The sequence below is a fragment of the Azospirillum oleiclasticum genome (genome assembly GCF_013423485.1).
Taxonomy (GTDB): domain Bacteria; phylum Pseudomonadota; class Alphaproteobacteria; order Azospirillales; family Azospirillaceae; genus Azospirillum; species Azospirillum oleiclasticum.
Window position 1 is genome coordinate 38,985 of the sequence record NZ_JABFFR010000051.1, and the last position, 23,910, is coordinate 62,894.

Consider the following 23,910-nt stretch of genomic DNA (forward strand, 5'->3'; position numbering starts at 1 on the left):
GGGCGAGGTCGGCAGGCTAGCGGCGCGCCCCGGCCATCGCAAGCGCACACATCAGGACATCATCCGGCGGCGTGTGCATCGCCGAGAAAGGCGTCGTGCAGCGCCCCGGCCGGCAACGCTCCGGACGGCCCCTCATGCACCACCCGGCCGAGCGCCAGCAGCACGACGCGCGATGTCGCGGCCAGCGCGCGCGCGGCACTCTGGTCGGCCAGCAGCACCGCCGTCCCGGCGTCCGCCACCGCGCGCACGGCCGCGTACACCTCCCCCGCCAGCAGCGGCGACAGGCCCAGCGACGGCTCGTCCAGCAGCAGCAGCCGCGGCCGGCCCATCAGCGCGCGGCCGATCGCCAGCATCTGCTGCTGCCCGCCGGACAGCCGCCACGCCCGCTCCGCCGCCTTCTGCCGGAGCTGCGGGAACAGCGCGAAGACCCGCTCCAGGTCGTCCCTGCGCCCGGCCCGGCCCTGGCGGCTGGCAACCTCCAGGTTGTCGCGCACGCTCATGCCCGGAAACACCCGCCGCCCCTCCGGCACATAGCCGAGGCCGAGGCGTACGCGGCGGTCGGCCCGCATGCCGGACAGATCGGCGCCGTCGAACAGCACCCGCCCCGCCGCCGCCGGGTGCAGGCCGAGGATGCTGCGCAGGAGCGTGCTCTTGCCGGCACCGTTGGCACCCAGCAGCGCCACCGCCTCCCCCGCCGCGACCGCCAGCGACACCGCGTGGAGCACGCGCAAGCCGCCATGGTCCGCCCCCACTCCCTCGACGCTCAGGAGCGCCGTCATGCCCCGCCCCCCTCGCCCAGATAGGCGGCGACGACGCGCCGGTCCTGCCGCACCCCCTGCGGCGGGCCGTCATACAGCGTCCGCCCCTGGTCCAACACCACCACGCGGGTGGCGAGCGGCAGCAGGAAGCCCATGTCGTGCTCCACCAGCAGGATGCCCAGCCCCTCCCCCGCCAGCGCCCGCAGGTGCGCCGCCAGCTCCCGCTTCTCCGCGTCGGTGAGGCCGGCCGCCGGCTCGTCGAGGAGAAGGACCGCCGGCTGCCGGGCCAGCGCGCGCGCAAGCTCCACCCGCCGGCGCAGCCCCGCGGGCAGTCCGCCGCAGAGGGTCGCGGCGTGGTCCGCGATGCCGAGCCGGTGCAGCACCGCCATGCCCTGCCCCTCCGCCTCGGCCACACCGCGGCTGCGCTCCAGCCGGGCGGCGGCCACCGCCTCCAGCACCGTCGCCGCCGCCGGCAGCGCGCCGGCCTGGAAGCTGCGGGCCACACCGAGTCGGGCGCGGGCGTCGGCGCGCAGCGCGGTGGCGTACCGGCCGGCGACCAGCACCCGACCGGCGTCCGCCCGCTCCAGCCCGCTGACCAGGTTGATCAGGGTGGTCTTGCCCGAGCCGTTGGGGCCGATCAGGCCGAGGATGGCGCCGCGCGGCACCGCCAGCGACACCCCGTCCACCGCCCACACCCCGCCGAACGCCTTGCGCAGACCCTCCACCCGCAACGGCTCGGTATGGGGCGCCGCCGGTTCCGGCAAAGGCCGGGGTGCCGGCAGGGGCCGCGCGCGGGCCGGCAGCAGCCGCTCCACCAGCCCGGTCAGCCCGTGCGGGGCCAGCACGATGGTGAGCAGGAGGGCCGCGCCGTAGACGAGCAGGTAACCGCGCTCCAGCCCGCGCAGCCATTCCGGCAGATGCAGCAGCAGCACCGCCCCCAGCACCGCCCCGGCGACGCGCCCGCGCCCGCCGACCACGGCGACGGTCAGGATGGTGACCATCACCGGGAACTCCAGCACCTCCGGTGACACCACCCGCTGGGTGTGCACGGCCAGCGCTCCCGCCGCCCCGCCGAACAGGGCGCTGAGCGCGAAGGCGCCGAGCCGCAGCCGGCCGACGTCCAGCCCCAGCGTCGCCGCGACCATGGGATCGTCGCGCACCAGGGTGAGCGCCCGCCCCCACCGCCCCACGGACAGCCGCCAGGCCAGCAGCCCACCCACCGCGACGATGCCCCAGACCAGCGCCGCCAGCGGCAGCCCGCGCGGCACCGTTCGGCCGAACAGCACCACCCCCGGCACCCCGGCCAGCCCGTTCGCCCCACCGGTGAGCGCCGGCAGATTGACCGCCGCCAGCAGCAGGATCTGCGCGATCCCCAGCGTCGCCAGGGCGAAGTAATGGGATTCGAGCCGCAGCACCGGCAGCCCGACCACCAGCGCAACGAGCAGCGGCACCGCCAGCGCCGCCGGCAGGGTGGCCGCGAAATCCCAGCCGAACTGGCTCGACAGGATGCCCGAGGCGTAGGCGCCCAGCCCGAAGAAGGCGCCTTGCGCCAGCGACAGCGCACCCGCCAGCCCGAACACGATCTGGAACCCGATGGCCGCCAGCGCGTACACCCCGGCGACCGTCAGCACCCGCAGGCCATAGGGCGTGGCGCCGAACAGCGCGTACAGGCACAAGGCCGCCGCACCCGCCGCGTACAGCAGGCCGGCCCAGGGCAGCCCCCCACCCAATCCCCTACGCACGGCGCCGCGCCGCCTCCCCGAACAGTCCCTGCGGCCGGACCACCAGCACCGCCAGCAAAGTCGCGTACAGGGCCGCCAGCGCCACCGGGTAGGACAGCACGGCCGACACCACCACCTCGAACAGGGCGATCACCAGGGCGCCGGCCACCGCCCCCGGCACCGACCCCCAGCCGCCCAGCGTGACGGCGATGTAGGCCTTGAGGATCAGGTCGCCACCCGACGTCGGCGTCACGAAGAACTGGTTGGCGAGCAGCAGCCCCGCCGCCCCGGCGCAGGCGGTGCCGATGGCGAAGGTCGCCAGCACCATGGCGGTCACCGGGATGCCGCAGGCCCGCGCCATCTCCGGGTCCTGAGCCGTGGCGCGCAGGCGGCGGCCGAACTGGGTGCGGGCGAAGACCCATTGCTGCGCGCCGATCAGCAGCGCCGCCACCACGACGATGGCGGCCGACTGCTCCGCCACCACCAGCCCGCCGATCTCCAGCGTGCCGCCGCCGAACAGCGGCGGGGCGGATTTCGGCTCCGGTCCCGACAGCAGGGTGGCGCCGTTCTGCAGGATGATGCCGACCGCGATGGTGCTGATGAAGACCGACACCGGCGGTCGGTGCCGCAGGGGCAGATAGGCCGCGGCGCAGACCGCCAGCCCCAGCCCCGCCATCACCGCCATGACCGCCGGCAGCAGCAGGATGCCCGGCACCGGCAGATGCGGGGCCAGCGCCGCCGCCAGCAGCCCGCCGGCCATGACCAGATCGCCCTGGGCGAAATTCACCGCCGCGGTGGCGTTCAGCACCAGCACGAAGCCCAGCGCCACCAGGGCGTAGGCGGCCCCCAGCGCCACCCCGTTGACGAGGAGCTGGAGGAGGGTCACTTCAGCACGCCGGTCACGTCGTCGTAGCGCTTGGCGATGGCGGGCACGCGGCTCCTGCCGTCGTAGCAGACGATGACGGCCGAATGCGCCATGTTGCCCTTCCCGTCCGAGCGGTAGGTCATCGCCAGCCCCTCGTGCCGGCCGGCGGACAGGGCCGCGCGCACGGCGTCGGGCGTACGCGCGCCGCCGGCGACCGCGTCCAGCACCATCCGCATCCCGTCATACTGGCCGAGCGCGAAGGCGTCCGGCTCGGTGCCGAAGGCGGCGCGGTACTCCGCCGTGAAGGCCTCGACCGCCGGCGAGCCGCCCGACACCGGCGACGCCGCCGTCTCGGCGCACACGCCCTTCAGCTCGGCCGGGTCCAGCAGGGCGGCGGTGCTCGGCTGGTGCATGGCGGAGCCGGCGACGACGGGCAGCGTCACCCCGTGCGCCGCCGCCTGCCGGATGAACAGGGCCGTCGGTGCCGAATGCAGGTGCAGCACCAGCACGTCCGGCTCCGCCGCCAGCGCCTTGGTGATGACCGGCAGCAGGTCCTTGGCGGACGCGTCCACCCCCTCCTCGAACACCGGGCGCACGCCCAGCCGCTCGAACTCCGCCTTCAGATGCGCCTGCCCGCTCTGGCCGTAGGCCGTGGTCTGGTGGATCACCGCCGGGCGGCGCTTGCCCAACTCCTCCACCACGTAGCGGGCGTGCGCCGCCTTGGTCACGGCGTCGCCGGGGAAGAAGCGGAAGACCCAGGGATTGCCCTGCTCGGTGATCGACGCGGTCCCCGACACGGTGACCAGCGGCACGCCGTATTCCTTCGCCAACGGCAGCATGGCCAGCATCTGCGTGCCCAGCATGCTGGCGGCGACGGCGAGCACGGGGTCCCCGCCGCCCGCCGCGCGGTCGAGCGCGGTCACCGCCGTCTCCGGCGAGGTGCCGGTGTCGATCACCGTGGAGCGCACGCCGATCCCCGCCGGCGCCTTGCGCAGGGCGAGCACGGCGCCGTTGCGCTGGCTGGTGCCCTCCAGCGACAGGAAGCCGGTGACCGGCACCAGCACGGGAAAGCCGAAATCCGCCGCCGTCGCGGGCGTGGCGGCCAAAGCCGCCAGCAGCGCCCCCGTCATCGCCGTCGCGCGGACCGTTCGTCGCAGGATCGTCATGACCGCATCCTCCCTTGCCGGCGGAGGGACCGCCGCGAGGGAAACCGCCGCAAGTTCGACGATCCCCGGACCGGTCGGCTCCCTTCGCTGGCATGACCCAGATCAGGTTCGATGGGTGTTTCTCAGCCCGCACCAATGTCGGGCACCCCAGCCTTCAGACCCAGACCATGGCGTGCCCCGGCCGGTGCGTCAAGCGCGGGCGGTCGGGACATGGACACGCGCGCCGGGCGGCGCACGCAACGCGCGCAGAAGGGGGCGCGGCATTCCACCGCACCCGGTTGCGGCACTCGTTTAGACTCGCTACTGTATAGGCATAATATAGGGGTAAGGAGAGGGTCGATGGACAGCAACTCCCACGTTCATCCCATCCGTCGTTCCGGAACGCCGATCAAGATTCGGCTGAGCGGGCGGATTGTCGCCACCACCATGCCAGACATGGCCGGCCTGCGCATGATGGTCGAGGACTACGCCGGCTCGTCCTTCAACCTGGACCTGGAAGAGGTGGACTTCATCGATGCGACGGGAATCGACTTCCTGCTGGCGCTCCGGGCCGTGGTGCAGGAGCACGGGGGCAGCCTGCGACTCTCGGCCATCTCGCACCGCGTCCGCCACGCGATGGAACGCAGCGGCACCGTGCGCGCCCTGCTGGCGCCGGCTCCGACCTCGCGGCTGCTGGTCGCCTGACCGGCCCCACGGCGTGACGCGGGAAATTCCCGTTGCGTGCGCCACCCGGACGCGCCTTGTGCGGGGTGACATCATGATATAAGCGCGCGGCAACGACATTTTTTCCCACGCCGCGCGTGTTCATGCCGGCGGCCGGGCAGGAGACACCGCGATGACCATGGCCGCCACCGCGCCGGACCCGACCGCCGATCCCGCCCACCGCTTCGACCGCCGCCTCTGGCGCATCGACGCCGCGACCGAGGCGGCCCTGCGCAGCCTTGCTCCGACCGTCCTGCCGGCGCTCGACGGCGCGCTGCGCGACTTCTACGCCTTCATGGCGGGCCTGCCGGAAACGCGATCCCTGCTCGCCGACGCGGGCCGGCGCGAGCGGCTGCGGCAGCTCCACCACGACCAGTGGCGCCGCTTCTTCCAGGCCACCTTCGACGACGCCTACCACGAGCGGGTGCGCGAGCTGGGCGGCGTGCACCAGCGGGTCGGGCTGTCGCCCGCCCATTACATGGCGTCCTACTCCTATCTTCTGGAATCCATGGTCGGCGAGGCGATCCGCCGCAACCGCTTCAGCCGGGACCGCGCCGCGGTGGAGGCCGGTGCCTTGATCCGCACCGTGATGATGGAGGCGGAGCTGGCGCTGTCCGTCTATCTGCGCCAGGCCGTCGATACCGAGATGGCGACGGAGATGGAGGAGTTCGCCGAGGGCTTCGAGCGCGAACTGGGCGAGGCGGTGGACCTCGTCCGCCGCAACGCCGCCACCATGGAGGGTGCGGCCGACGAGGTGCTGGGCGCCGCCAACCATGTGGCGACCGAGGGCGACCACGTGACCGAGGCGTCGGAGCAGACCAACATGAACGCCCGGCTGATCGCGCTGGCCGCCCGCGGCCTGTCCGACAGCTTCGCGGAGATCACGAAGCGCGTGGGCGACGCGACCTCCTCCTCGTCCGACGCCGCGACCCTGTCGCGCGACGCGGAGGTGAACGCCCACACGCTGGCGGAGGCGTCCGCCCGCATCGGCAACGTGGTCACGCTGATCGAGCGGATCGCCAAGGAGACGCGCCTGCTGGCGCTGAACGCCTCGATCGAGGCGGCGCGGGCCGGCGACGCCGGGCGCGGCTTCGCCGTCGTCGCCGCGGAGGTCAAGACGCTGGCCGAGCAGACCAACGACGCCACCGGCAACATCCGCAGCCAGATCGAGCAGATGCAGGAGTCCATCGACCGCACGGTGGCCGCCATCACCGCCGTCGCCGCCCGCATCGGGCAGGTGTCGGGCGACGTGGCGGCGATCACCGACAGCGTCAGCGAACAGTCGGTCGTCACCCGCGACATCGCCGACAACGCCGACGAGATGGCCGCCAGCATGCAGAACGTGCACGAGCGGATCGAGAGCGTGGCGCAGGCGGCCGAACGCTCCACCCGCAAGGCCAGCGAGCTGTGGGAGAACGCGACCGGGCTGGTGAAGCAGATCTTCGGCATCAAGCGCCGCGTCACCGCCAGCCTGCGCGGCACCCGCTTCGGCAACCGCCGGGCGCAGGACCGGGTGGCGGTCGACCTCTCCTGCCAGTGCGTGGTCGATGGCCTGCGCTTCGACAGCCGGCTCGACAACATCTCGGCCGCCGGCTGCCAGGTGCGCGAGCTGCAGCTCGCCAGCGCCGACGGCTACCGCATCCAGCTGGATGTGGAGCAGCTCGGCCGTATGACCGGCACCATCGTGGCGACCGAACGCGACGTCGCGCACGTCCGTTTCGACCCGCTCGCCCCCGACCTCGCGGCCCGGCTGGAGCGCCTGCTGGTGGACTGGAGCGCCGCGGACGGCGACCTGAAGGACACCGCGCAGGACACCGCGGCGGCGATCGGCCGGATGTTCGACCATGCGATCGACCGCGGCGGCATCACCGTCGACCAGCTCTTCTCCACCGATTACCAGCCGGTTCCCGGATCCGATCCGCAGCAGGTGACGACCCCCTTCGTGGAGCTGTGCGACCGCCTGCTCCCGGCGGTGCAGGAGCCGCTGCTGACCCGCTTTCCGCGCGCCGTGTTCTGCGCCGCGGTCGACCGCAACGGCTATCTGCCCACCCACAACGCCGCCTGGTCGCAGCCGCAGCGGCCGGGTGAGCCGGACTGGAACGCCGCCCACAGCCGCAACCGCCGCATGTTCGACGACGCGACCGGGCTGGCCGCGGCGCGCAACCGGCAGCCGGTGCTGGTGCAGACCTACCGCCGCGACATGGGCGGAGGGGTGGTCGCCAGCATGAGGGACATCTCCGCCCCCATCTTCGTGAAGGGCAAGCACTGGGGCGCCTTCCGGATCGGTTGCCGGGCCTGAGCGGCCTTGCCGCTACACCGGCTCCGGGGCGGGCGCGCGGGCGGCGGACGCCTCGCGGCGCAGCAGATACAGGCCGGCGGCGATCACCACGGCACCGCCGGCCAGCAGCCGCGGCCCCGGCACGTCGCCGAAGACCAGCCAGCCGAACAGCACGCCCCACACCATCTGCGTGTACTGGAACGGCGCCACCACCGGTCCCGGCGCGATGCGGAAGGCGGTGAGCAGGCAGCACAGCGCGGTGCCCGAGGTCAGCCCCGACGCCGCCATCAGCGCGAAATCCGCCGGCCCCGGCAGCACGAAGACGAAGGGCAGCACCGGCAGCAGCACCACGATGGCCAGCAGGTTCCCGTAGAAGGGAAAGGAGGGGGCGGTCTCGTCGCGGCCGAGATGGCGCAGCACCAGCGCCGAGCCCGCGAAGCACAGGGCACTGGCGAAGGCCGCCAGCGCGCCGGGGTCGATGATGTCGCCGGTCGGCCGCAGCATGGTCAGCACGCCCGCGAAGCCCGCCAGGATGGCGGCCCAGCGCCGGGCGTCGATGCGTTCCCGGAACAGCAGCGCCGACAGGGCCGCGATGATCAGCGGTGCGGTGAACAGGATCGCGTAGACGTCGGCGATCGGCATGCGGGTGAAGGCGTAGAAGGTGAAATAGCCGGCGCTGACCCCGAACACGCTGCGCAGGACCTGCACCCCCGGCCGCCGCGTCGCCAGCGTGCGCAGCCCACCCTGCCAGAAGGCCAGCCCCAGGATGGGGATCATGCCGAAGACCGTGGTGAAGAACACCGTCTGCGGCAGGGCGTACAGCCCCGACAGGTGCTTCATCAGCGCGTCGGTGACCGAGAACAGGGCGAAGGCGGTGACGATCAGCCCGATGCCCCGCAGATGCGCGCGTTCGTCCGCCCCGACCGGATGTTCCATGACCGGCTGGTCCCGCCCGTGCCGGATCAGGCCGCGATGCGGCGGGCGATCAGCGGCCCGGCCGCGGGCGCGTCGGCACCGATGGTGACGGCGGCGCGCAGCCGCGCCGTGGCCGCCTGCGCCGCGTCCTCGCTGCGGGCGTGGACGATGGCGAGCGGCCGTTCCTGGAGCCCGACCAGCTCGCCCGGCGCCGCCACGTCGGTGAAGCCGACGGCATGGTCCACCGGGTCCTCCACCCGCGTGCGCCCGCCGCCCAGCTCGACCACCGCGACACCCACCGCGCGCACGTCCACGGCCACCACATGGCCGGGCGTCACGGCGAAGACCGGCCGCACCACCGGCGCCGCGGCCAGATGGCGCTCGGGCGCGTCCAGCAGGTCGGACGGCCCGCCCAGCGCCGCCACCATGCGGGCGAAGCGCTCCGCCGCGGCACCGGACGAGATGGCGTGGTCGAAGGCGGCGCGGGCCGCGTCGATGTCGGGTTGCAGGCCGCCCAGCACCAGCATCTCCGCCGACAGGGCGCGCGTCACTTCCAGCAGCCGCCCGTCGCACGGCTCGCCGCGCAGCATGGCGATCGACTCGACCATCTCCACCGCGTTGCCGGCGGTGCGGCCCAGCACCTGGTTCATGTCGGTCAGCAGCGACACGGTGGGCAGCCCCGCCCCGGTCGCCACCGTGGTGATGCTCTCCGCCAGCTCCACCGCCTGCCCGAAATCGGGCAGGAAGGCGCCCGAGCCGAACTTCACGTCCATGGCGAGGCCGTGCAGCCCGGCCGCCAGCTTCTTGGACAGGATGGAGGAGGTCAGCATGCCGATCGACTCGACCGTCGCCGTCACATCGCGCACCGCGTAGATGCGCCGGTCGGCGGGGGCGATGTCGTCGGTGGCGCCGATCACCGCGCAGCCGACCTCCCTCACCACCCGCTCCAGCGTCGGCCGGTCGGGCTTGGCGCGGTAGCCAGGGATGCTCTCGAACTTGTCGAGCGTGCCGCCGGTGTGGCCCAGCCCGCGCCCCGACACCATCGGCACGAAACCGCCGCAGGCGGCCACGGCCGGCGCCAGGATCAGGCTGACCTTGTCCCCCACCCCGCCGGTGGAATGCTTGTCGAGCACCGGCCCCGGCAGCCCCAGCGGGCGCCAGTCCATCACCGAGCCCGACTCCGCCATCGCGCGCGTCAGCGCCACCCGCTCGTCCATCGACAGCCCGCGGAAGAACACCGCCATGGCGAAGGCGGCGATCTGGCCTTCCGTCACCGTGCCGGCGGTGATGCCGCGCACGAACGCCGCGATGTCCGTGCCCGCCAGCTCGTGGCCGTCGCGTTTCCGGCGGATCAGTTCCTGCGGCAGCATGTGGACCTGCGATGCTGTGGCGCCGCCTTCGGCGGCATGGCGGGCATATAGCACGTCCCGGCGTTCAGGCGGAGGGATAGCGACCATAGAGTTTGCGGATCGGGTCGAAGCGACGATAGACGAACCGGCCGTCGATGACCGTGTTCAACTTGTCGATCGCCCCCTGGAACGTCTTCACGGTCAAGGGCTTGGACGCGAATTCGTTGTAGAGGATGGACCAGGCGATGCAGGTGTCGGAGAACCCGATGTCGTCCAGGGCGCCGAACACCGCCCGAACGTTGCTGCCCGTCTTCTGCAGGGCCTTCGAGAAGCCGACATGCCCGCCCATACACGAAGAAATCACGATCATGCGCTGAAGGCTGGCGAACGGCCCGAAGCATCGAGCCAATTCCATCCAATTCAACGAATCCCCATCGGTCAAGCCGATCCCATCACCATTGCCATGACACGACAGGTGGAAGACATCGAATTCACCGGCTGCCGCATCCGCAACGGCCCGGTGAACGTGTTCGATGTCGAACACCATCCGGTATTCGGTGCGCAGGCGCCGAACCTTCAGGACTTCGTTTGCCGCGTAGCCATCGAGGCGACCGTCATAGACGTCCGACGGGTTGTTCGACTCGGCGATGAACACGGATAACATCGATCGGACCCTCATTGCCCATAGCGGACATCGAGCCACCGCCGAACCGCCGCGTCGGCCGCGGTACGAACGGGAAAACGGTGCTCGTCATAGATGAAATACGCGTATCCGGCTTGCGGGTGATCATCCACGAACCCGGCACGGATCGGGCCGCCACGGTAGCCGCCATCCAGCAACGCCTTCTCGATGACGGCCACATTCTCGGTCATGGTCTCCCGGTAGGGAGCGAAATCGTGCTCGTCCGTGACGAAACCCGATCGCTCAAGCTCCGCGATCGCCTTCCGAACGAAATCCGGGGTAAGGAACGACAGGTCCTCCAGATACGACCGTTTCGAGACCGCGAGCACGGCACTCCTCCACATCGCGAAAGGCATCCGAGCCTTAATATGGCGCAGCCCCTTCCGCCGCACCAGCGGGCTTTCCCGCGACCACCGCCAGCAGGGAATCGAGCAGGCCCGATGCGCCGAAGCGGAAGGTCCGCGGGGTGGCCCAGCCCTCCCCCATGATGGCGTCGGCGAGGTGGAGGTAGGCGGCGGCGGTGTCGGCGTCGCGGATGCCGCCGGCGGCCTTCACCCCCACCGGCACCCCCACCGGGCGACCGGCGTCGTGGGCGGCGTCCAGCAGCAGAGCGGTCGTGGGCAGGGTAGCGGCCGGCTGGGTCTTGCCGGTGGAGGTCTTGAGGAAGGCGGCACCGGCGGCGATGGCGTCGCGCGACGCCCAGCTCAGCAGGTCGGCGGTGGGAAACTGCCCGGCTTCCAGGATCACCTTCATCAGCGCGCGCTCGCCGCAGGCATCAAAGCAGGCGCGCAGCAGCGCCTGCGGCTGGGAGCGGGCGCCGTCGATGAAGGCGCGGTAGGGAAGCACCACGTCGATCTCGTCGGCACCGTCGGCGACGGCGTCGCGCGTGTCCTTCGCCACGGTGGCGGTGTCATCGGCGCCACCGGGGAAGTTGACGACGGTGGCGATGCGCACGCCGGTCCCGTCCAGCGCCCTGCGAGCCCCCGCGACGAAGCGCGGCCAGACGCACACGGCGGCGACCGGCCCGGCGGGCGTCACGGCGCGGCGGCACAACGCCTCGACCACATCGCCCGTGTCGTCGTCGTTCAGGCTGGTCAGGTCGAGCAGGCCGATGGCCCGGCGGGCGATGGCGGGCGTCGCCTTCGCACCGGTCGCCTCATCGACGATCGTCTGCAATTCCGCGGACAGCTTCATGGGTGCCCCTCGTCCGGCGTGTCCAGATCGTTCAGGAAGCCGATCAGCAGCCGCTCCAGATCGGCGGCGGCGGCCGAGGCGGCGGCCAGCGTGTGCTCGTGGTTGACTGGCCCGTCGCTCAGGCCGACCCCGAGGTTGGTGATGACGGCACAGCCGGCCACCCGCAGCCCGCAATGGCGGGCGACGATGCATTCCGGCACGGTGGACATGCCCACCGCCTCCGCCCCCAGCCGCCCGAGCATGCGCACCTCCGCCGGCGTCTCGAAGCTGGGGCCGAGATAGGCGGCGTAGACCCCTTCCGAGAAGGGGATGCCCAACCGCTCCGACGCAACCGCGACGCGGCGGCGCAGCGCCGGGTCCCAGGCGTCCTGGAGGCTGGGGAAGCGCGGCCCCACCGCAGAGTCGTTCGGCCCGACCAGCGGGTTGGTGCCGAGCATGTTGATGTGATCGGAGATCGTCACGATCCGCCCCGGCCCGACATCGAGCCGCAGCGATCCCGCGGCGCAGGTCAGGAACAGGATCCCGCAGCCCGCCGCCTTCAGCGCGTGGATGGCGGTGCGCAGCGCCCCGAACCCCGCCCCTTCATAGGCGTGGACCCGGCCCTGCATCACCGCCACCGGCTGCCCGCCGAGACGGCCCAGCACCAGCCGGCCGGCGTGCCCCTCGACGCTCGGCACCGGAAAACCGGGAAGCTCGGTGTAGGGGATGGCGACGGCCCCCTCCACCCGGTCGGCGATGCCGCCCAGGCCGGATCCCAGGATGATGCCGACCCGCGGGGTCAGGCCCGGCGCGCGGCGGGCGATCTCGGCGGCGGCCTGGACGGCAAGCGAGGCGGTCATGCGTCAGAACTCCAGATTGTCGGGGCCGAAGGACTCCGGCAGAAGCTCCGCCAACGTGAACGTCCGGCGCAGCCCTTCGGGTCCACAAACATGAACGGGGGTGTCGGGCGACGCGAATTCCCGGATGCGCTGCCGGCAGCCGCCGCAGGGCGTGCACAGCGCCGGGCTGTCCAGCGGCGCCCCGTCGCGCCAGGGTGCGCCCATCACCGCGATGGCGCGGATGCGCCGGTCGCCGCCCGCGATCATGGCGCCGATGGCGGAGGTCTCGGCACACTGCCCCTGCGGGTAGGCGGCGTTCTCCACATTGGCGCCACTGTGCACCCGCCCGCTCTCCCCCAGGATGGCCGCCCCCACATGGAAGCGCGAATAGGGGGCGTAAGCGCGCTCCATCATGGCGCGGGCAATACAAGTAAGATTTTCAATTTCCACTCCGCTCGCCATCTAGACCTCGGTAACTTGAATTATATGTTTGCGGTTCATGAGAGTTTATAATACCCGCAGCCACTTCGATAGTTTTAAAATCTTCATCATAGCGCGGATTAGTACGGTGTGTTTTTAGCACATTCCTAACAATATTGAATATTTCCTCAGAATTCTTTTCACTTAGCCCCCTATCATTCAACATCTTTCGAACACAGTCCCTCCAGAAACTCAATTCCTTACTGTAATCTGATATCCTCGACAAAAGCAATACTTTGAATTTGGCGAATCGAATCTCTGTTTTCTTTGAGCTTTCTTCTGCCTTTTTCAATTCGGCGTGACTGCTGATCTTTATTTGACTTATCTCTTTCTTCATAGATTCAATTTTTTCTTGCATTCCCTCCATATATTTTCGAGCTTCATCAGCGGATTGCTTCATCTTGTCGGACCTCGACGCAATTCCCAAAAATAGGGAAAAAGATATGAGAGCGTAGATCGTTGAACTTATGATAGTGGTGGCACTCAACAAACTAGTGTTCCCACTAGAATTACCATTATAGACATACTCAATCCCCTTTTCTTTCCAGTTAACAACATCTACAGAATTGGCAGTCGTGCGATTTTCCAACTTGAACAAAATCCTCAGTCGAATACCAGGAGGAATATGCCCAATTTCGATAAGTTTTGATCCATCTGACGACTTTACACCGTCAACAGTCTTTATCAAAACTGGATGTGACACCGCTGACTCCGCAACCAAAACATCCTTCGAAATGCTTAGAATTAATCCATTTAGAGGCGACGACGAGACCACATCAATATCCAGCGGAGCATAAAACGAGCCATTAACCTCAAATCCTCTTCCTATATTCACATATCCATTCTGATCTTTAGATAGTCCGACAAAAAAAGGGAGTACAAGAGACACAAGGAATGTAGCAATCGCCGCACCTATTGATTCAGCATATTTCGACACGACCCATCTCCATCAATAGTTTCATCAAATTGCGATTCCCACTAAATCTTTGATAACATGCCTACCGCTCCTTCACGTACGGAATGCCGATCACCCGCGGCGCCACCGCCTTGCCGACGAAGCCGGCGAGCAGCAGGACCGTCAGCACATAGGGCAGCATCTGGATGAACTGCACCGGGATCACCCCCACCAGCGGCAGCGGCACGCCCTGGAGCCGGATCTGCACCGCGTCGGTGAAGGCGAAGAGCAGGCAGGCGAACAGCGTCGGCCAGGGGCGCCACTTGCCGAAGATCAGCGCCGCCAGCGCCAGATAGCCCTTGCCCGCCGTCATATCGCGCACGAAGCCGGCGCCGAGCCCGGTGGACAGGAAGGCCCCGGCGATGCCGGTCAGCACGCCGCACAGCGCCATCGCCTGGTAGCGCAGCGCAGCGACGGAGATTCCCGCCGTGTCCACCGCCGCCGGGTTCTCCCCCACCGCCCTGAGCCGCAGGCCGAAGCGCGTGCGGTACAGCACCCAGGCGGACCCCACCACCGCGACGGCGGCGATGTAAATGACGACGTTCATGTCGTCGAGCATGATCTCATAGACCGGCCCGATCACCGGCACCTCGCGCACCGTCTCCACCGCCGGCAGACGCACCTGCGGCAGGCGGGCGCCGGCGGGCAGCATCGGCGTCTGGCCGCCCGCCCGGAACCACGCGAAGGCCAGGGTCGGCGCCAGCCCGGCGACCAGGATGTTGATCGCCATCCCCGACACCACCTGGTTGCCGTTGTGGGTGATGCAGGCGTAGCCGTGCACCAGCGCCAGCGCGGTGGAGGCGGCGATGCCGGCCAGCAGCCCCAGCCAAGGGTTGCCGGTCTGGAAGGCGACGGCGGCGGCGAAGAAGGCGCCGGCCAGCATCATCCCCTCCAGCCCGACCGCGACGATGCCCGACCGCTCGCTGAACAGGCCGGCAAAGGCGGCCAGCACCAGCGGCGTCGCGACACGGATCGTGGAGTCGAGGATGGACAGTGCCATCAGGAAAGCATCGGTCACGCCTCCACCCTCCCCCGGCGGCGGAACAGGCCCTCGACCTGCGGGCGGAACAGGTTCTCCAGCGCGCCCGCGAACAGGATGACGAGGCCCTGGATGACCACCACCATCTCCCGGTTGATGGTCGGGAACTCGAAGGACAGCTCCGACCCGCCCTGGTACAGCCCGCCGAACAGCAGGGCCGCCAGCAGGATGCCCACCGGGTGGTTGCGCCCCATCAACGCAACCGCGATGCCGACGAAGCCGTAACCGCCGGTGAAGTTCAGCAGCAGCCGGTGCTGCACGCCCAGGATCTCGTTCACCGCCACGAAACCCGCCAGCGCGCCGGAGATCAGCATGGCGATGATGATGTTGCGGGCCGGGGAGATGCCGGCATAGACCGCCGCCCGCTCGTTCAGCCCCACCGTGCGCAGCTCGTACCCCCAGCGCGTGTGCCAGACGTAACCATGGAACAGCGCGCAGCACACCAGCGCCCACAGGAAGGACAGGTTGAGCGGCGAGGATGGGATGGCGATGCCGAACCAGCCCAGCGCCCGGTCCATGGCCGGCAGCCAGACGCTGGCGTCGAACTCCCGCGACTCGGGCGCCTGCTGGCCCGGCTTGATCAGCACATCGACCAGCAGCCAAGTCATGATCGACGCGGCGATGAAGTTGAACATGATCGTCGTGATGACGATGTGGCTGCCGCGCTTCGCCTGCAGCCAGCCGGGGATGAAGCCCCAGGCGGCGCCGAACAGCGCGGCGGCCAGGATCGCCACCGGTGCCGCCGCCCACCAGGGCCAGCCGGTCAGCCCCAGCCCGACCAGCCCGACACCCAGCCCGGCCATGGTGGCCTGCCCCTCGCCGCCGATGTTGAACAGCCCGCCGTGGAAGGCGACGGCGACCGCAAGCCCGGTGAAGATGAAGTTGGTGGCGTAGTAGAGGGTGAAACCCACCGCCTCCGGATAGCCGAAGGCGCCGTACAGCAGCACCTCAAGCGCCGCCAGCGGATTCTCCCCGATCAGCAGGATCACCACGCCGGACAGCAGGAACGCGGCGGCCAGGTTCAGCAGCGGCAGCAGCAGGTATCCCACCCAGCCCGGCACCTCCGCCGGCATGCCGAGCCCCTTGCCGTCCGTCACCGTCGCCATGCCGCCCAGCACCCGCCTGCCTGAACCGCGGCCAGGGTGCACCGCCGCGGGAACTGGCGCAAGCGCGACCGCGGCCGCTCCGGCGGATCGACCTATGCCGGTCGCCACAGCTCCCGCGGTCGGCCTATCACGCACGAGAGTCCGACAGACCTCTTCAACATCGGCTACGCCTTCCCATTGATAAGCTCAAACAAACGGGGGCACTGCACAAACATTCATCATACATTCCTTCGCATCTGTGACCAAAGAGGGGCACGGCGTCGAAGGAAAATGACGGGAGATGCGAATGACAATCGAGCCTTGTTGCCCGATATGCGACACATCCGATTGGGAACATTTGGATGAGAGGACATACCGGGCGGCCGACCGCGACAGCGCGGACGGCTATGTGGCACCACGCTACGACGTGATGTTCCGGGTCTGGTGGCCCGGCCGGACGGAGGTCACGATCACCTACGTGATGTGCCGCGACTGCGGTTTCGTCATGTACACGCCGCGCCCGAGCGAGGCCGACGTGGCCGCCAAATACGCCTTCCTGTCCCGCCGCGGCGGCGCGGTGGGGCATGCCCTGTCCGACGACGGTGCCGACCGCGTCCGGGCGGCCGGGCTGTACCGGACGCTGAAGCCGCTGCTGCCGGAGGCCGGTGCGCGCATCCTCGATCTGGGCGGCGGCGACGGGCGGATGCTGCGCCCCTTCGTGGAGGCGGGGCAGCATGGTGTCGTGGTGGATCACAACCGCAACCCCATCCCCGGCATCGCCCGCCTCGGCGCCACCCTGGACGAGGTGGACGAGGAGGAGCGGTTCGACGCCGCGCTCAGCCTGCATGTGCTGGAACACCTCGCCAACCCCCGCCGCGTGCTGGAGCAGCTCCGCGTCCGGATGCGGACGGGTGGGCTGCTGTTCGTCGAGGTCCCTCTGGAGGTGTGGCGCGGGCGGCCCGAGCAGATCGAGCCGGTCACCCACATCAACTTCTTCTCCCGCGACTCGCTGGGCACCCTGCTCCGCCGCAGCGGCTTCACGGACGTCCGCTGCTGGGAGCAGACGGCGACGGCGCCAAGCGGCGCCCCCATCTTCGTGGTGCGGGCGAGCGGGCGGGCCCTGGCCGCACCGGCCGACGCCGCAGCCCCGGCCGGCTCCGACCACACCCGCCGGCTCCTGCACCCCAGCGCGTGGGACCGCGCCAAATGGATCGCCCGCAACCCCGCCTTCTACACCCACCCCGACTTCCTGAAGCGCAAGACGGCGAAGCTGCTGGGGCGGGGCGGCTGAGCCCGAACCGGCCCGGCGCGGCTCAGCCGGGAGCGGGCGGCGTGGCGGGTGCGGCGCCCTCCGCCACGGCCGGCTTGGCGGCGTCGGCGCGGGCTTGGGCCATGGCGTCGAGCCGGCTGCGGTAGCCGGCGACGGCCGCCTGCACCTCCCGCATCATCGACTCCAGCGGGCGCTTGGGGTCGATGGTCTGCATCAGGTCGGCGGTCAGGGAGCGGAGCTGTCCCAGCTCCTTGGCGTCCACCGCCCCGGACTCGGCCTCCGTGCGCAGCCGGTCGGCCAGCACGCGGATGGCCCGGCAGGACATCTCCGCCGATGCGGCGACGCCGGAGTCGGGCAGCCGGCGGTGCAGATCGTCGATGATGGCGGGGATGCGGGCCAGATGCTCCACCGCCATGCGCTCCGGCGGGTCCCTGACCAGCCCCGGCCCTGCGAACTCCACCAGGAAGCCGAGCTGGATGGCGGTGCGCAGGCGCTTCTGCTCGCCGACCTGCCGCTTGGCGTCGGTCATCATCTGCCGCAGGTTGGCCTGCGCGATGGTGCCCAACGCCTTCAGGCGCAGGGTGTTGGGCACGTCGATCAGCGGCACCTGCGCCCCGTCGCGCGGCGACTTGCGGCGGTCGGGGCCCATGTAGTCGGAGGTGACGACGAAGCGCTTGCGCCCCTCGATCAGCACGGCGATGCGGTCCTGCACCTGCTTTGGCGACATCGGCTTGACCAGCATGTCGTCCACGCCGGAGTTGGTCATCCGCATGACCTGCATCTGCGTGGCCTGCCAGCTCGTCACGATGATGGCGGCGAAGGGGTTGGGCGTGCCGGGATCGTTGCGGAAGGCGCGGATGAAGCGGAAGGCCTCCGCCTCGTGCGGGCCGTCGCAGTCCAGCAGCAGCAGGTCGGGCTGGGCGGCGGTCAGCAGGCTCTGCGCGGTGGTGTAGTTGTCGTACATCTCCACGCGCTTGATGCCGACCCTGGCCAGCACGTCGCGCAGCAGGCGCAGCGTGTTCGACTGCGTGTCGATGATGACGGCCTCGACGAGCGATAGATCGTAATCCGGCATGGGCAACCATGTTGCTCGACGCTGATCGGATCACGCTATCACAAAGGACACTATCACAAAGGATATTCGCTAACGCACAAGATCACGGTCGAACGCCTCGATCAGAATGAAGACGAGGCTGCTCCGCCCCTCCACCAGCACCGGCCGGCCGGGCAGGTTCATGCGGCCGTCGCCGGCCCCGTCCGCAACGCGGGTGTCCAGCACGCAACGCCAGCCGCGCCCGCCCGCGACATCGGGCAGCACGAACATCACCGGGTCATGGTGGGCGTTCAGCACCGTCAGCAGGACGCCGTCCTCCACCCGGCCGCCGTCGGCGGTGACATACTCGCCGGCCCGCCCGTTCAGCAGGATGCCGACGCATCGGGCCTGGGAGTTGCCCCACTGCTCCGGGCTCTTCTCCTGGCCCTGGGGGGAATACCACACGATGTCCTTCACCCCGTCCGGCGAGGTCTGGCGCCCGTGCAGGAAGGACGGGCGGCGCAGCACGGGATGGGCGCGGCGCAGCGCGATCAGCCGACGGACGAAGGCGATCAGGTCGGCCGACTCCGCGGCCTGCGCCCAGTCGATCCACGCCACCTCGTTGTCCTGGCAATAGGCGTTGTTGTTGCCGCCCTGGCTGTTGCCCAGCTCGTCCCCCGCCAGCATCATCGGCGTCCCCTGCGACAGGAACAGGGTGGCCAGCAGGTTGCGCTTCTGGCGCAGGCGCAGCGCCTTGACGTCCGGGTCGTCGGTCGGCCCCTCGACCCCGTGGTTCCAGGAATGGTTGGCGGAATGTCCGTCGCGGTTGCCCTCGCGGTTCGCGAGGTTGTGCTTGCCGTTGTAGGACACGAGATCGTGCAGCGTGAAGCCGTCGTGGCAGGTCACGAAATTCACCGACGACCACGCCTTGCGCCCGCGCTTCTCGAACAGGTCGGAAGAGCCGGCGATCCGCCCCGCCAGTTCCGGCAGCATGCCCTCGTCGCCGCGCCAGTAGCGGCGGACGGTGTCGCGGTAGCGGTCGTTCCACTCCGCCCAGCCCGGCGGGAAGTTGCCGACCTGATAGCCGCCGGGGCCGACGTCCCACGGCTCGGCGATCAGCTTCACGTCGGCCAGCACCGGATCCTGGCGCACCGCGTCGAGGAAGCCCGAACCGGGGTCGAAGCCGTAGGATTCGCGCGCCAGGACGGTGGCGAGGTCGAAGCGGAAGCCGTCCACCCGCATCTCCGTCACCCAGTAGCGCAGGCTGTCCATCACCATCTGGAGCACCCGCGGGTGGCCCAGGTTCAGCGTGTTGCCGGTGCCGGTGTCGTCGATGTAGTAGCGCTTGTCGTCCGGCCGCAGCCGGTAGTAGGAGGCGTTGTCGATGCCCCGGAAGCTCAGCGTCGGGCCGAGGTGGTTGCCCTCGCCGGTGTGGTTGTAGACGACGTCCAGGATCACCTCGATCCCCGCCTCGTGCAGGCGGGCGACCATGGTCTTGAACTCCGACAGCACGCCGGTGGTCATGTAGCGCGGCTCGGGCGCGAAGAAGCCGATGGTGTTGTAGCCCCAGTAATTGTGCAGCCCCTGCGCCACCAGATGGCGGTCGTCGGTGAAGGCCTGCACCGGCAGCAGCTCCACCGCGGTGACGCCCAGCGTGCGCAGGTGGTCCACCACCGGCTGGCTGGACATGCCGGCGAAGGTGCCGCGCAGCGGCACCGGAACGTCGCGGTTCAGCATGGTCAGACCGCGGACATGCGCCTCGTAGACGATGGTGTCCGACCAGGGCGTGTGCGGCCGCCGCTCGCCGCCCCAGGTGAAGGCGAGGTCGACCACCCGGCATTTCGGCATGTTGCGGGCGTTGTCCCTTCGGTCGAAGGACAGGTCCCCCCGCGTCGCCCCCATGCGGTAGCCGTGATGCGCGTCCGACCAGCGCAGCGACCCGAACAGCGCCTTGGCGTAGGGATCGAGCAGCAGCTTGTTCGCGTTGAAGCGGTGCCCGGCCGACGGCTCGTAGGGGCCATGCACGCGGTAGCCGTAGAGCAGCCCCGGCCGCGCGTCGGGCAGATAGCCGTGCCACACCTCGTCGGTGTGTTCGGGGAGTGCTATCCGCTCCACCTCCCGCTGGCCGGTCTTGTCGAACAGGCAGAGCTCCACCTTCTCCGCGTTGGCGGAGAACAGGGCGAAATTCACCCCGAAGCCGTCCCAGTTGGCCCCCAGCGGGTAGGGCTTGCCGGGCCAGACGGTCGTGCGGGCGATCATGGGTGCGGGCATGGAATGCTCTGGCTGGGACGGCGGAGATGAACCGACGGCGGGGGGAAGGGGCGGGAAAAGAAAGGACTGTGCATCCCTTTCGCATGAAAGGGAATGGATCCCCATGCCGTCAAGCCTCGGCGGCGCCGATCGCGTTCCCGCTTGCGGGTTGCCCGGCGACGCGGCACATCACCCGCGGATGCTCCCACGCAAAAGCAACGCTCGCGTCAGGCCGCCATCCGCGAGTATGTTCGTCTGTTGAACCGGTGCCGGAAATCCATTGTATGTCCGCCACGCACGACACGATCCAGCGCAGCATCCTCCGTCACATGCACGGCGGCGTGTTCACGCTCGACCTCCAGGGCCGCGTGACCACCTTCAACCCGGCGGCGGCCCGCATCCTGGGCATCGACGAGGCCACGGCACCCGGCCGGCTGTTCGCGGACCTGTTCATCGGCGACGCTCTGAACGACGGCTTCGTGCAGGCGGTGATCGACGCCATCTACGACCCGCAGCGCCTGCACGAGCGCAACGTGGCCTACCACCGCGGCGGTGTCCGGCGCTTCCTGAAGATGCGCGTCTCCTTCCTGTGGATCGGGGAGGAGACGGGCTCGCCGGTGAAGGCCGGCATCATCGCGCTGTTCTCCGACGTGACCGAGCATCACGAATCGGAGGAGGCGCTGAACCGTCTGACCCGCGAACTGGAAACCCGCGTCGAGGACGCCACCCGCCGCATCCGCGACCAGAACAGCGAGCTGACCGCCCTCAACGACACCAAGAACCGGCTGTTCACCATCATCGCCCACGACCTGCGCGGGCCGTTCGGAACGCTGCGCGAGTATCTGCGCATGCTCTACGCCGACCAGCAGTCGGCGGACGGCGGCCCCGGCCGGTCGGAACAGAGCGAGTTCCTGCTGCACGCCCTGATGGCCGCCGATCAGGGCTTCAGCCTGCTCGACAACCTGCTGGACTGGACCCGCCTGCAGATGGACCGCATCGTCTTCCAGCCGGAGCCGGTGCGGCTGAAGCCGCTGGTGCAGAACGCGCTGGACGTCCAGTCCGGTGCCGCCGTGCAGAAGGGCGTCGCGCTGTTCAACACGGTGGGCAACGTCGCCGCCGTGATCGACCGGGCGATGATCGGCACCGTGGTGCGCAATCTGGTCGCCAACGCCGTGAAGTTCACCCCGGCCGGCGGACGGGTCACCGTCGGAGCCGGCATCGCCGACGAGGGGGTGGTGGAGGTCAGCGTCGCCGACACCGGCGTCGGCATGCGGCCCGACCGGCTGGCCGGCCTGTTCGCCGACGGCGCCACCCTGTCCACCCGCGGCACGCGGGGCGAATCGGGCACCGGCCTCGGCCTCCTGCTGTGCGGCGATTTCGTCAAGCGGCACGGCGGCCGGCTGTGGGCGGACAGCGCACCGGGCGTCGGTTCGGTCTTCCGCTTCACCGTACCCGCGGCGTGAAGCGACCGCGCCCGACTGCGACTCCGGGTCCGATGGGCGGGGCCGTCCGATCCGGCTAATCTGTACACCATTGATCGGCTGCCGGCGATTGGCGGCTGCCGATCGGCTGCCGGCTCCGGCCGGGAGGTCGCCATGATGCGCCAACCCATGCGTGCGGCACCGCCACTGCATCCCCTGCCCACCAGCGAACACCGCGATCCGGTGGGCTTTCTGGTCATCGTCTTCTCGGTCCTTCTGGCGCTGACCCTGCTCGGCGGCGGCTATGTCGCGTGGCACGCACCGCGCTGGGCGGTGGAGGCGCGGATGGGGCCGGCCCCGCCCTACGCCCTGCTGCCCGACATGAGCCTCACGCTCGGCGAAGGCCGGGTCGTCGATCTCCGCGTGCGGGTGGAGATGGCGAAGCGCTCGGACCTGCCGGCCGTCAACGCGCGCGCCGACCGCATCGCCGACCGGCTGGTCGACCGTATGGCGGAGCTCGAACCCGCCGACCTCCAGGGCGTCGAGGGCGCCGGCCGGGTCAAGCGCGCGGTGGAGGCGGCCGTGGAGCGGGAACTGCGCGGCACCACCGTCCGGAAGGTCCTGGTGGATGTCATGATCGTGCGTTGACACCCCATCGCGGTAGGCGACCGGTTGGCCCTCCGCGCCAAGGGGATGGCCCCGGACGCGCCGCGCCGGCGGTGGAACCTTGCCGCATCCGGTTCGTTTCCCGACACACCTCACCGAAGGTGGGCGCCGCGAAGGCTGGCGCCGCAACGGCGGAACGGACAAGAGACGAGGCCGGCAGGTATGGGTAAGGGAGAGGATGGCGCGGTTCGCGTCGCGATCGTCGGGGTCGGCAACTGCGCCTCGGCGCTGGTGCAGGGCGTGCGGCATTACCGCGACGCGCCGGACGACGCGGACGTTCCCGGTCTGATGCATGTGCGGCTCGGTGGCTACCACGTGCGCGACGTCGTGTTCTCCGCCGCTTTCGACGTGTCGGCCGCCAAGGTCGGCCACGACCTGTCCGACGCCATCGCCGCTTCACCCAACAACACCATCCGCTTCGCCGAGGTTCCGCACCAGGGCGTTCCCGTCCACCGCGGGCCGACCTTCGACGGGCTCGGCCGCTATCTCGACGGCGTCGTGACCGAATCCCCGCGGGAACCGGACGACGTCGCCGCCATCCTCAAGCGCACACGCACCGACGTGCTCGTCTCCTACCTGCCCGTGGGATCGGAGCAGGCGACGCGCTGGTACGCCGAGCGCGCGCTGGAGGCCGGCTGCGCCTTCGTCAACTGCATTCCCGTATTCATCGCCTCCGACCCGGCCTGGGCGCGGCGCTTCTCCGAGCGGCGCCTGCCGATCATCGGCGACGACATCAAGTCGCAGGTCGGCGCCACCATCGTGCACCGCGTGCTCGCCAACCTGTTCCGGCAGCGCGGGGTGCGGCTGGAGCGTACCTACCAGCTCAATTTCGGCGGCAACACCGACTTCCTGAACATGCTGGAGCGGGAACGGCTGGAGTCGAAGAAGATCTCCAAGACCCAGGCGGTCACCAGCCAGGTCGGGCACGAAATGCCGGTGGACGACTGCCACATCGGCCCGTCCGACCATGTGCCCTGGCTGACCGACCGCAAGTTCGCCCACATCCGTCTGGAGGGCACCGCCTTCGGCGATGTCCCGCTGTCGGTCGACCTGAAGCTGGAGGTGTGGGACAGCCCCAATTCCGCCGGCGTGGTGATCGACGCCGTGCGCTGCGCCAAGCTGGCGCTCGACCGCGGCATCGGCGGGCCGCTGGAGGGGCCCGCGGCCTACTTCATGAAGTCCCCGCCGGTGCAGTTCACCGACACGGAGGCGGAGCTGCGCACCGAACGCTTCATCCGGACCGGCGACCCCTGCTGAGCGGGA

Annotated in this window: 22 protein-coding genes and 1 riboswitch; of the genes, 6 read left to right on the forward strand and 16 right to left on the reverse strand. The window is 69.8% G+C overall.

Annotated features, from left to right (window positions below):
- Nucleotides 1-59 precede the first annotated feature (59 nt).
- The 4 genes from HL658_RS33155 to HL658_RS33170 are packed head-to-tail and all read right to left on the reverse strand — an operon-like array spanning nucleotide 60 to nucleotide 4,510.
- Nucleotides 60-779, reverse strand: coding sequence for an ABC transporter ATP-binding protein (locus HL658_RS33155; protein ID WP_180286567.1), 720 nt, complete (start codon nucleotides 777-779; stop codon nucleotides 60-62).
- The gene (locus tag HL658_RS33160) at nucleotides 776-2,500 is read right to left on the reverse strand and encodes a branched-chain amino acid ABC transporter ATP-binding protein/permease (RefSeq protein ID WP_343055410.1); all 1,725 of its coding nucleotides are present in this window, start codon (nucleotides 2,498-2,500) and stop codon (nucleotides 776-778) included. Before HL658_RS33160 ends, HL658_RS33155 begins: the two co-directional genes overlap by 4 nt.
- Nucleotides 2,493-3,365, reverse strand: a complete 873-nt coding sequence (locus HL658_RS33165) for a branched-chain amino acid ABC transporter permease (protein WP_180286568.1) — start codon at nucleotides 3,363-3,365, stop codon at nucleotides 2,493-2,495. Before HL658_RS33165 ends, HL658_RS33160 begins: the two co-directional genes overlap by 8 nt.
- A complete protein-coding gene (locus tag HL658_RS33170; protein ID WP_180286569.1) occupies nucleotides 3,362-4,510 on the reverse strand; it encodes an ABC transporter substrate-binding protein in 1,149 nt (382 codons plus the stop codon). The genes HL658_RS33165 and HL658_RS33170 overlap by 4 nt, the downstream gene beginning before the upstream one ends.
- A gap of 62 nt (nucleotides 4,511-4,572) precedes the next feature.
- Nucleotides 4,573-4,670, reverse strand: a riboswitch (TPP riboswitch).
- Nucleotides 4,671-4,849: 179 nt separating this feature from the next.
- On the opposite strand from HL658_RS33170, the gene HL658_RS33175 reads away from it, so the two are divergent.
- Nucleotides 4,850-5,194: an STAS domain-containing protein gene (locus tag HL658_RS33175; RefSeq protein ID WP_180286570.1), complete on the forward strand. Its 345-nt coding sequence runs from the start codon at nucleotides 4,850-4,852 to the stop codon at nucleotides 5,192-5,194.
- Nucleotides 5,195-5,345: 151 nt separating this feature from the next.
- The gene (locus HL658_RS33180) at nucleotides 5,346-7,511 is read left to right on the forward strand and encodes a methyl-accepting chemotaxis protein (RefSeq protein WP_180286571.1); all 2,166 of its coding nucleotides are present in this window, start codon (nucleotides 5,346-5,348) and stop codon (nucleotides 7,509-7,511) included.
- A 12-nt stretch (nucleotides 7,512-7,523) separates the two neighbouring features.
- Here HL658_RS33180 and HL658_RS33185 read toward each other — a convergent pair whose 3' ends face one another.
- The 10 genes from HL658_RS33185 to HL658_RS33230 form a co-directional block, all read right to left on the reverse strand.
- Nucleotides 7,524-8,426 carry a DMT family transporter gene (locus HL658_RS33185; protein WP_180286572.1) on the reverse strand — a complete coding sequence of 301 codons (903 nt, stop codon included), beginning with the start codon at nucleotides 8,424-8,426 and terminating at the stop codon, nucleotides 7,524-7,526.
- Between the two features lie 26 nt (nucleotides 8,427-8,452).
- Nucleotides 8,453-9,775: a thymidine phosphorylase gene (gene deoA, locus HL658_RS33190; protein WP_180286573.1), complete on the reverse strand. Its 1,323-nt coding sequence runs from the start codon at nucleotides 9,773-9,775 to the stop codon at nucleotides 8,453-8,455.
- 64 nt (nucleotides 9,776-9,839) lie between these two features.
- On the reverse strand, nucleotides 9,840-10,409 hold the full coding sequence (locus HL658_RS33195; protein WP_180286574.1) for a hypothetical protein: 570 nt from the start codon (nucleotides 10,407-10,409) through the stop codon (nucleotides 9,840-9,842).
- A gap of 20 nt (nucleotides 10,410-10,429) precedes the next feature.
- Nucleotides 10,430-10,765, reverse strand: a complete 336-nt coding sequence (locus HL658_RS33200) for a hypothetical protein (protein WP_180286575.1) — start codon at nucleotides 10,763-10,765, stop codon at nucleotides 10,430-10,432.
- A gap of 34 nt (nucleotides 10,766-10,799) precedes the next feature.
- Nucleotides 10,800-11,630, reverse strand: coding sequence for a deoxyribose-phosphate aldolase (gene deoC, locus HL658_RS33205; RefSeq protein ID WP_180286576.1), 831 nt, complete (start codon nucleotides 11,628-11,630; stop codon nucleotides 10,800-10,802).
- On the reverse strand, nucleotides 11,627-12,469 hold the full coding sequence (locus HL658_RS33210) for a purine-nucleoside phosphorylase (RefSeq protein WP_180286577.1): 843 nt from the start codon (nucleotides 12,467-12,469) through the stop codon (nucleotides 11,627-11,629). The genes deoC and HL658_RS33210 overlap by 4 nt, the downstream gene beginning before the upstream one ends.
- Before the next feature lie 3 nt (nucleotides 12,470-12,472).
- Complete coding sequence (gene cdd / locus HL658_RS33215; protein WP_180286578.1) at nucleotides 12,473-12,910, reverse strand: cytidine deaminase; 438 nt, start codon at nucleotides 12,908-12,910, stop codon at nucleotides 12,473-12,475.
- A complete protein-coding gene (locus tag HL658_RS33220; protein ID WP_180286579.1) occupies nucleotides 12,888-13,865 on the reverse strand; it encodes a hypothetical protein in 978 nt (325 codons plus the stop codon). Before HL658_RS33220 ends, cdd begins: the two co-directional genes overlap by 23 nt.
- 61 nt (nucleotides 13,866-13,926) lie before the next feature.
- Nucleotides 13,927-14,901 carry an ABC transporter permease gene (locus HL658_RS33225; RefSeq protein ID WP_180286580.1) on the reverse strand — a complete coding sequence of 325 codons (975 nt, stop codon included), beginning with the start codon at nucleotides 14,899-14,901 and terminating at the stop codon, nucleotides 13,927-13,929.
- Nucleotides 14,898-16,028, reverse strand: a complete 1,131-nt coding sequence (locus HL658_RS33230) for an ABC transporter permease (RefSeq protein ID WP_246338175.1) — start codon at nucleotides 16,026-16,028, stop codon at nucleotides 14,898-14,900. Before HL658_RS33230 ends, HL658_RS33225 begins: the two co-directional genes overlap by 4 nt.
- A gap of 337 nt (nucleotides 16,029-16,365) precedes the next feature.
- Between HL658_RS33230 and HL658_RS33235 the strand changes: the two genes are divergently transcribed.
- Nucleotides 16,366-17,298, forward strand: a complete 933-nt coding sequence (locus tag HL658_RS33235; protein ID WP_180286581.1) for a class I SAM-dependent methyltransferase — start codon at nucleotides 16,366-16,368, stop codon at nucleotides 17,296-17,298.
- A 22-nt stretch (nucleotides 17,299-17,320) separates the two neighbouring features.
- On the opposite strand, the gene HL658_RS33240 is transcribed toward HL658_RS33235, so the two are convergent.
- Together HL658_RS33240 and glgX are read right to left on the reverse strand one after the other, a co-directional pair.
- Nucleotides 17,321-18,352 carry a response regulator gene (locus HL658_RS33240; RefSeq protein WP_180286582.1) on the reverse strand — a complete coding sequence of 344 codons (1,032 nt, stop codon included), beginning with the start codon at nucleotides 18,350-18,352 and terminating at the stop codon, nucleotides 17,321-17,323.
- 69 nt (nucleotides 18,353-18,421) lie between these two features.
- Nucleotides 18,422-20,581 carry a glycogen debranching protein GlgX gene (gene glgX, locus HL658_RS33245; RefSeq protein ID WP_180286583.1) on the reverse strand — a complete coding sequence of 720 codons (2,160 nt, stop codon included), beginning with the start codon at nucleotides 20,579-20,581 and terminating at the stop codon, nucleotides 18,422-18,424.
- Nucleotides 20,582-20,844: 263 nt separating this feature from the next.
- Here glgX and HL658_RS33250 point away from each other — a divergent pair, with 263 nt between their 5' ends.
- The 3 genes from HL658_RS33250 (at nucleotide 20,845) to HL658_RS33260 (ending at nucleotide 23,904) form a co-directional block, all read left to right on the forward strand.
- The gene (locus HL658_RS33250) at nucleotides 20,845-22,023 is read left to right on the forward strand and encodes a PAS domain-containing sensor histidine kinase (protein WP_180286584.1); all 1,179 of its coding nucleotides are present in this window, start codon (nucleotides 20,845-20,847) and stop codon (nucleotides 22,021-22,023) included.
- Between the two features lie 132 nt (nucleotides 22,024-22,155).
- A complete protein-coding gene (locus tag HL658_RS33255; protein ID WP_180286585.1) occupies nucleotides 22,156-22,629 on the forward strand; it encodes a flagellar basal body-associated FliL family protein in 474 nt (157 codons plus the stop codon).
- A gap of 180 nt (nucleotides 22,630-22,809) precedes the next feature.
- On the forward strand, nucleotides 22,810-23,904 hold the full coding sequence (locus HL658_RS33260; RefSeq protein ID WP_180286586.1) for an inositol-3-phosphate synthase: 1,095 nt from the start codon (nucleotides 22,810-22,812) through the stop codon (nucleotides 23,902-23,904).
- Nucleotides 23,905-23,910: the final 6 nt, after the last annotated feature.

Coding starts and splice junctions, on each gene's coding strand:
- HL658_RS33155 (WP_180286567.1), bottom strand. CDS start 779: ATGACGGCGCTCCTGAGCGTCGAGGGAGTGGGGGCGGACCATGGCGGC.
- HL658_RS33170 (WP_180286569.1), bottom strand. CDS start 4,510: ATGACGATCCTGCGACGAACGGTCCGCGCGACGGCGATGACGGGGGCG.
- HL658_RS33175 (WP_180286570.1), top strand. CDS start 4,850: ATGGACAGCAACTCCCACGTTCATCCCATCCGTCGTTCCGGAACGCCG.
- HL658_RS33180 (WP_180286571.1), top strand. CDS start 5,346: ATGACCATGGCCGCCACCGCGCCGGACCCGACCGCCGATCCCGCCCAC.
- HL658_RS33185 (WP_180286572.1), bottom strand. CDS start 8,426: ATGGAACATCCGGTCGGGGCGGACGAACGCGCGCATCTGCGGGGCATC.
- deoA (WP_180286573.1), bottom strand. CDS start 9,775: ATGCTGCCGCAGGAACTGATCCGCCGGAAACGCGACGGCCACGAGCTG.
- deoC (WP_180286576.1), bottom strand. CDS start 11,630: ATGAAGCTGTCCGCGGAATTGCAGACGATCGTCGATGAGGCGACCGGT.
- HL658_RS33210 (WP_180286577.1), bottom strand. CDS start 12,469: ATGACCGCCTCGCTTGCCGTCCAGGCCGCCGCCGAGATCGCCCGCCGC.
- cdd (WP_180286578.1), bottom strand. CDS start 12,910: ATGGCGAGCGGAGTGGAAATTGAAAATCTTACTTGTATTGCCCGCGCC.
- HL658_RS33230 (WP_246338175.1), bottom strand. CDS start 16,028: ATGGCGACGGTGACGGACGGCAAGGGGCTCGGCATGCCGGCGGAGGTG.
- HL658_RS33240 (WP_180286582.1), bottom strand. CDS start 18,352: ATGCCGGATTACGATCTATCGCTCGTCGAGGCCGTCATCATCGACACG.
- glgX (WP_180286583.1), bottom strand. CDS start 20,581: ATGCCCGCACCCATGATCGCCCGCACGACCGTCTGGCCCGGCAAGCCC.
- HL658_RS33250 (WP_180286584.1), top strand. CDS start 20,845: ATGTCCGCCACGCACGACACGATCCAGCGCAGCATCCTCCGTCACATG.
- HL658_RS33255 (WP_180286585.1), top strand. CDS start 22,156: ATGATGCGCCAACCCATGCGTGCGGCACCGCCACTGCATCCCCTGCCC.
- HL658_RS33260 (WP_180286586.1), top strand. CDS start 22,810: ATGGGTAAGGGAGAGGATGGCGCGGTTCGCGTCGCGATCGTCGGGGTC.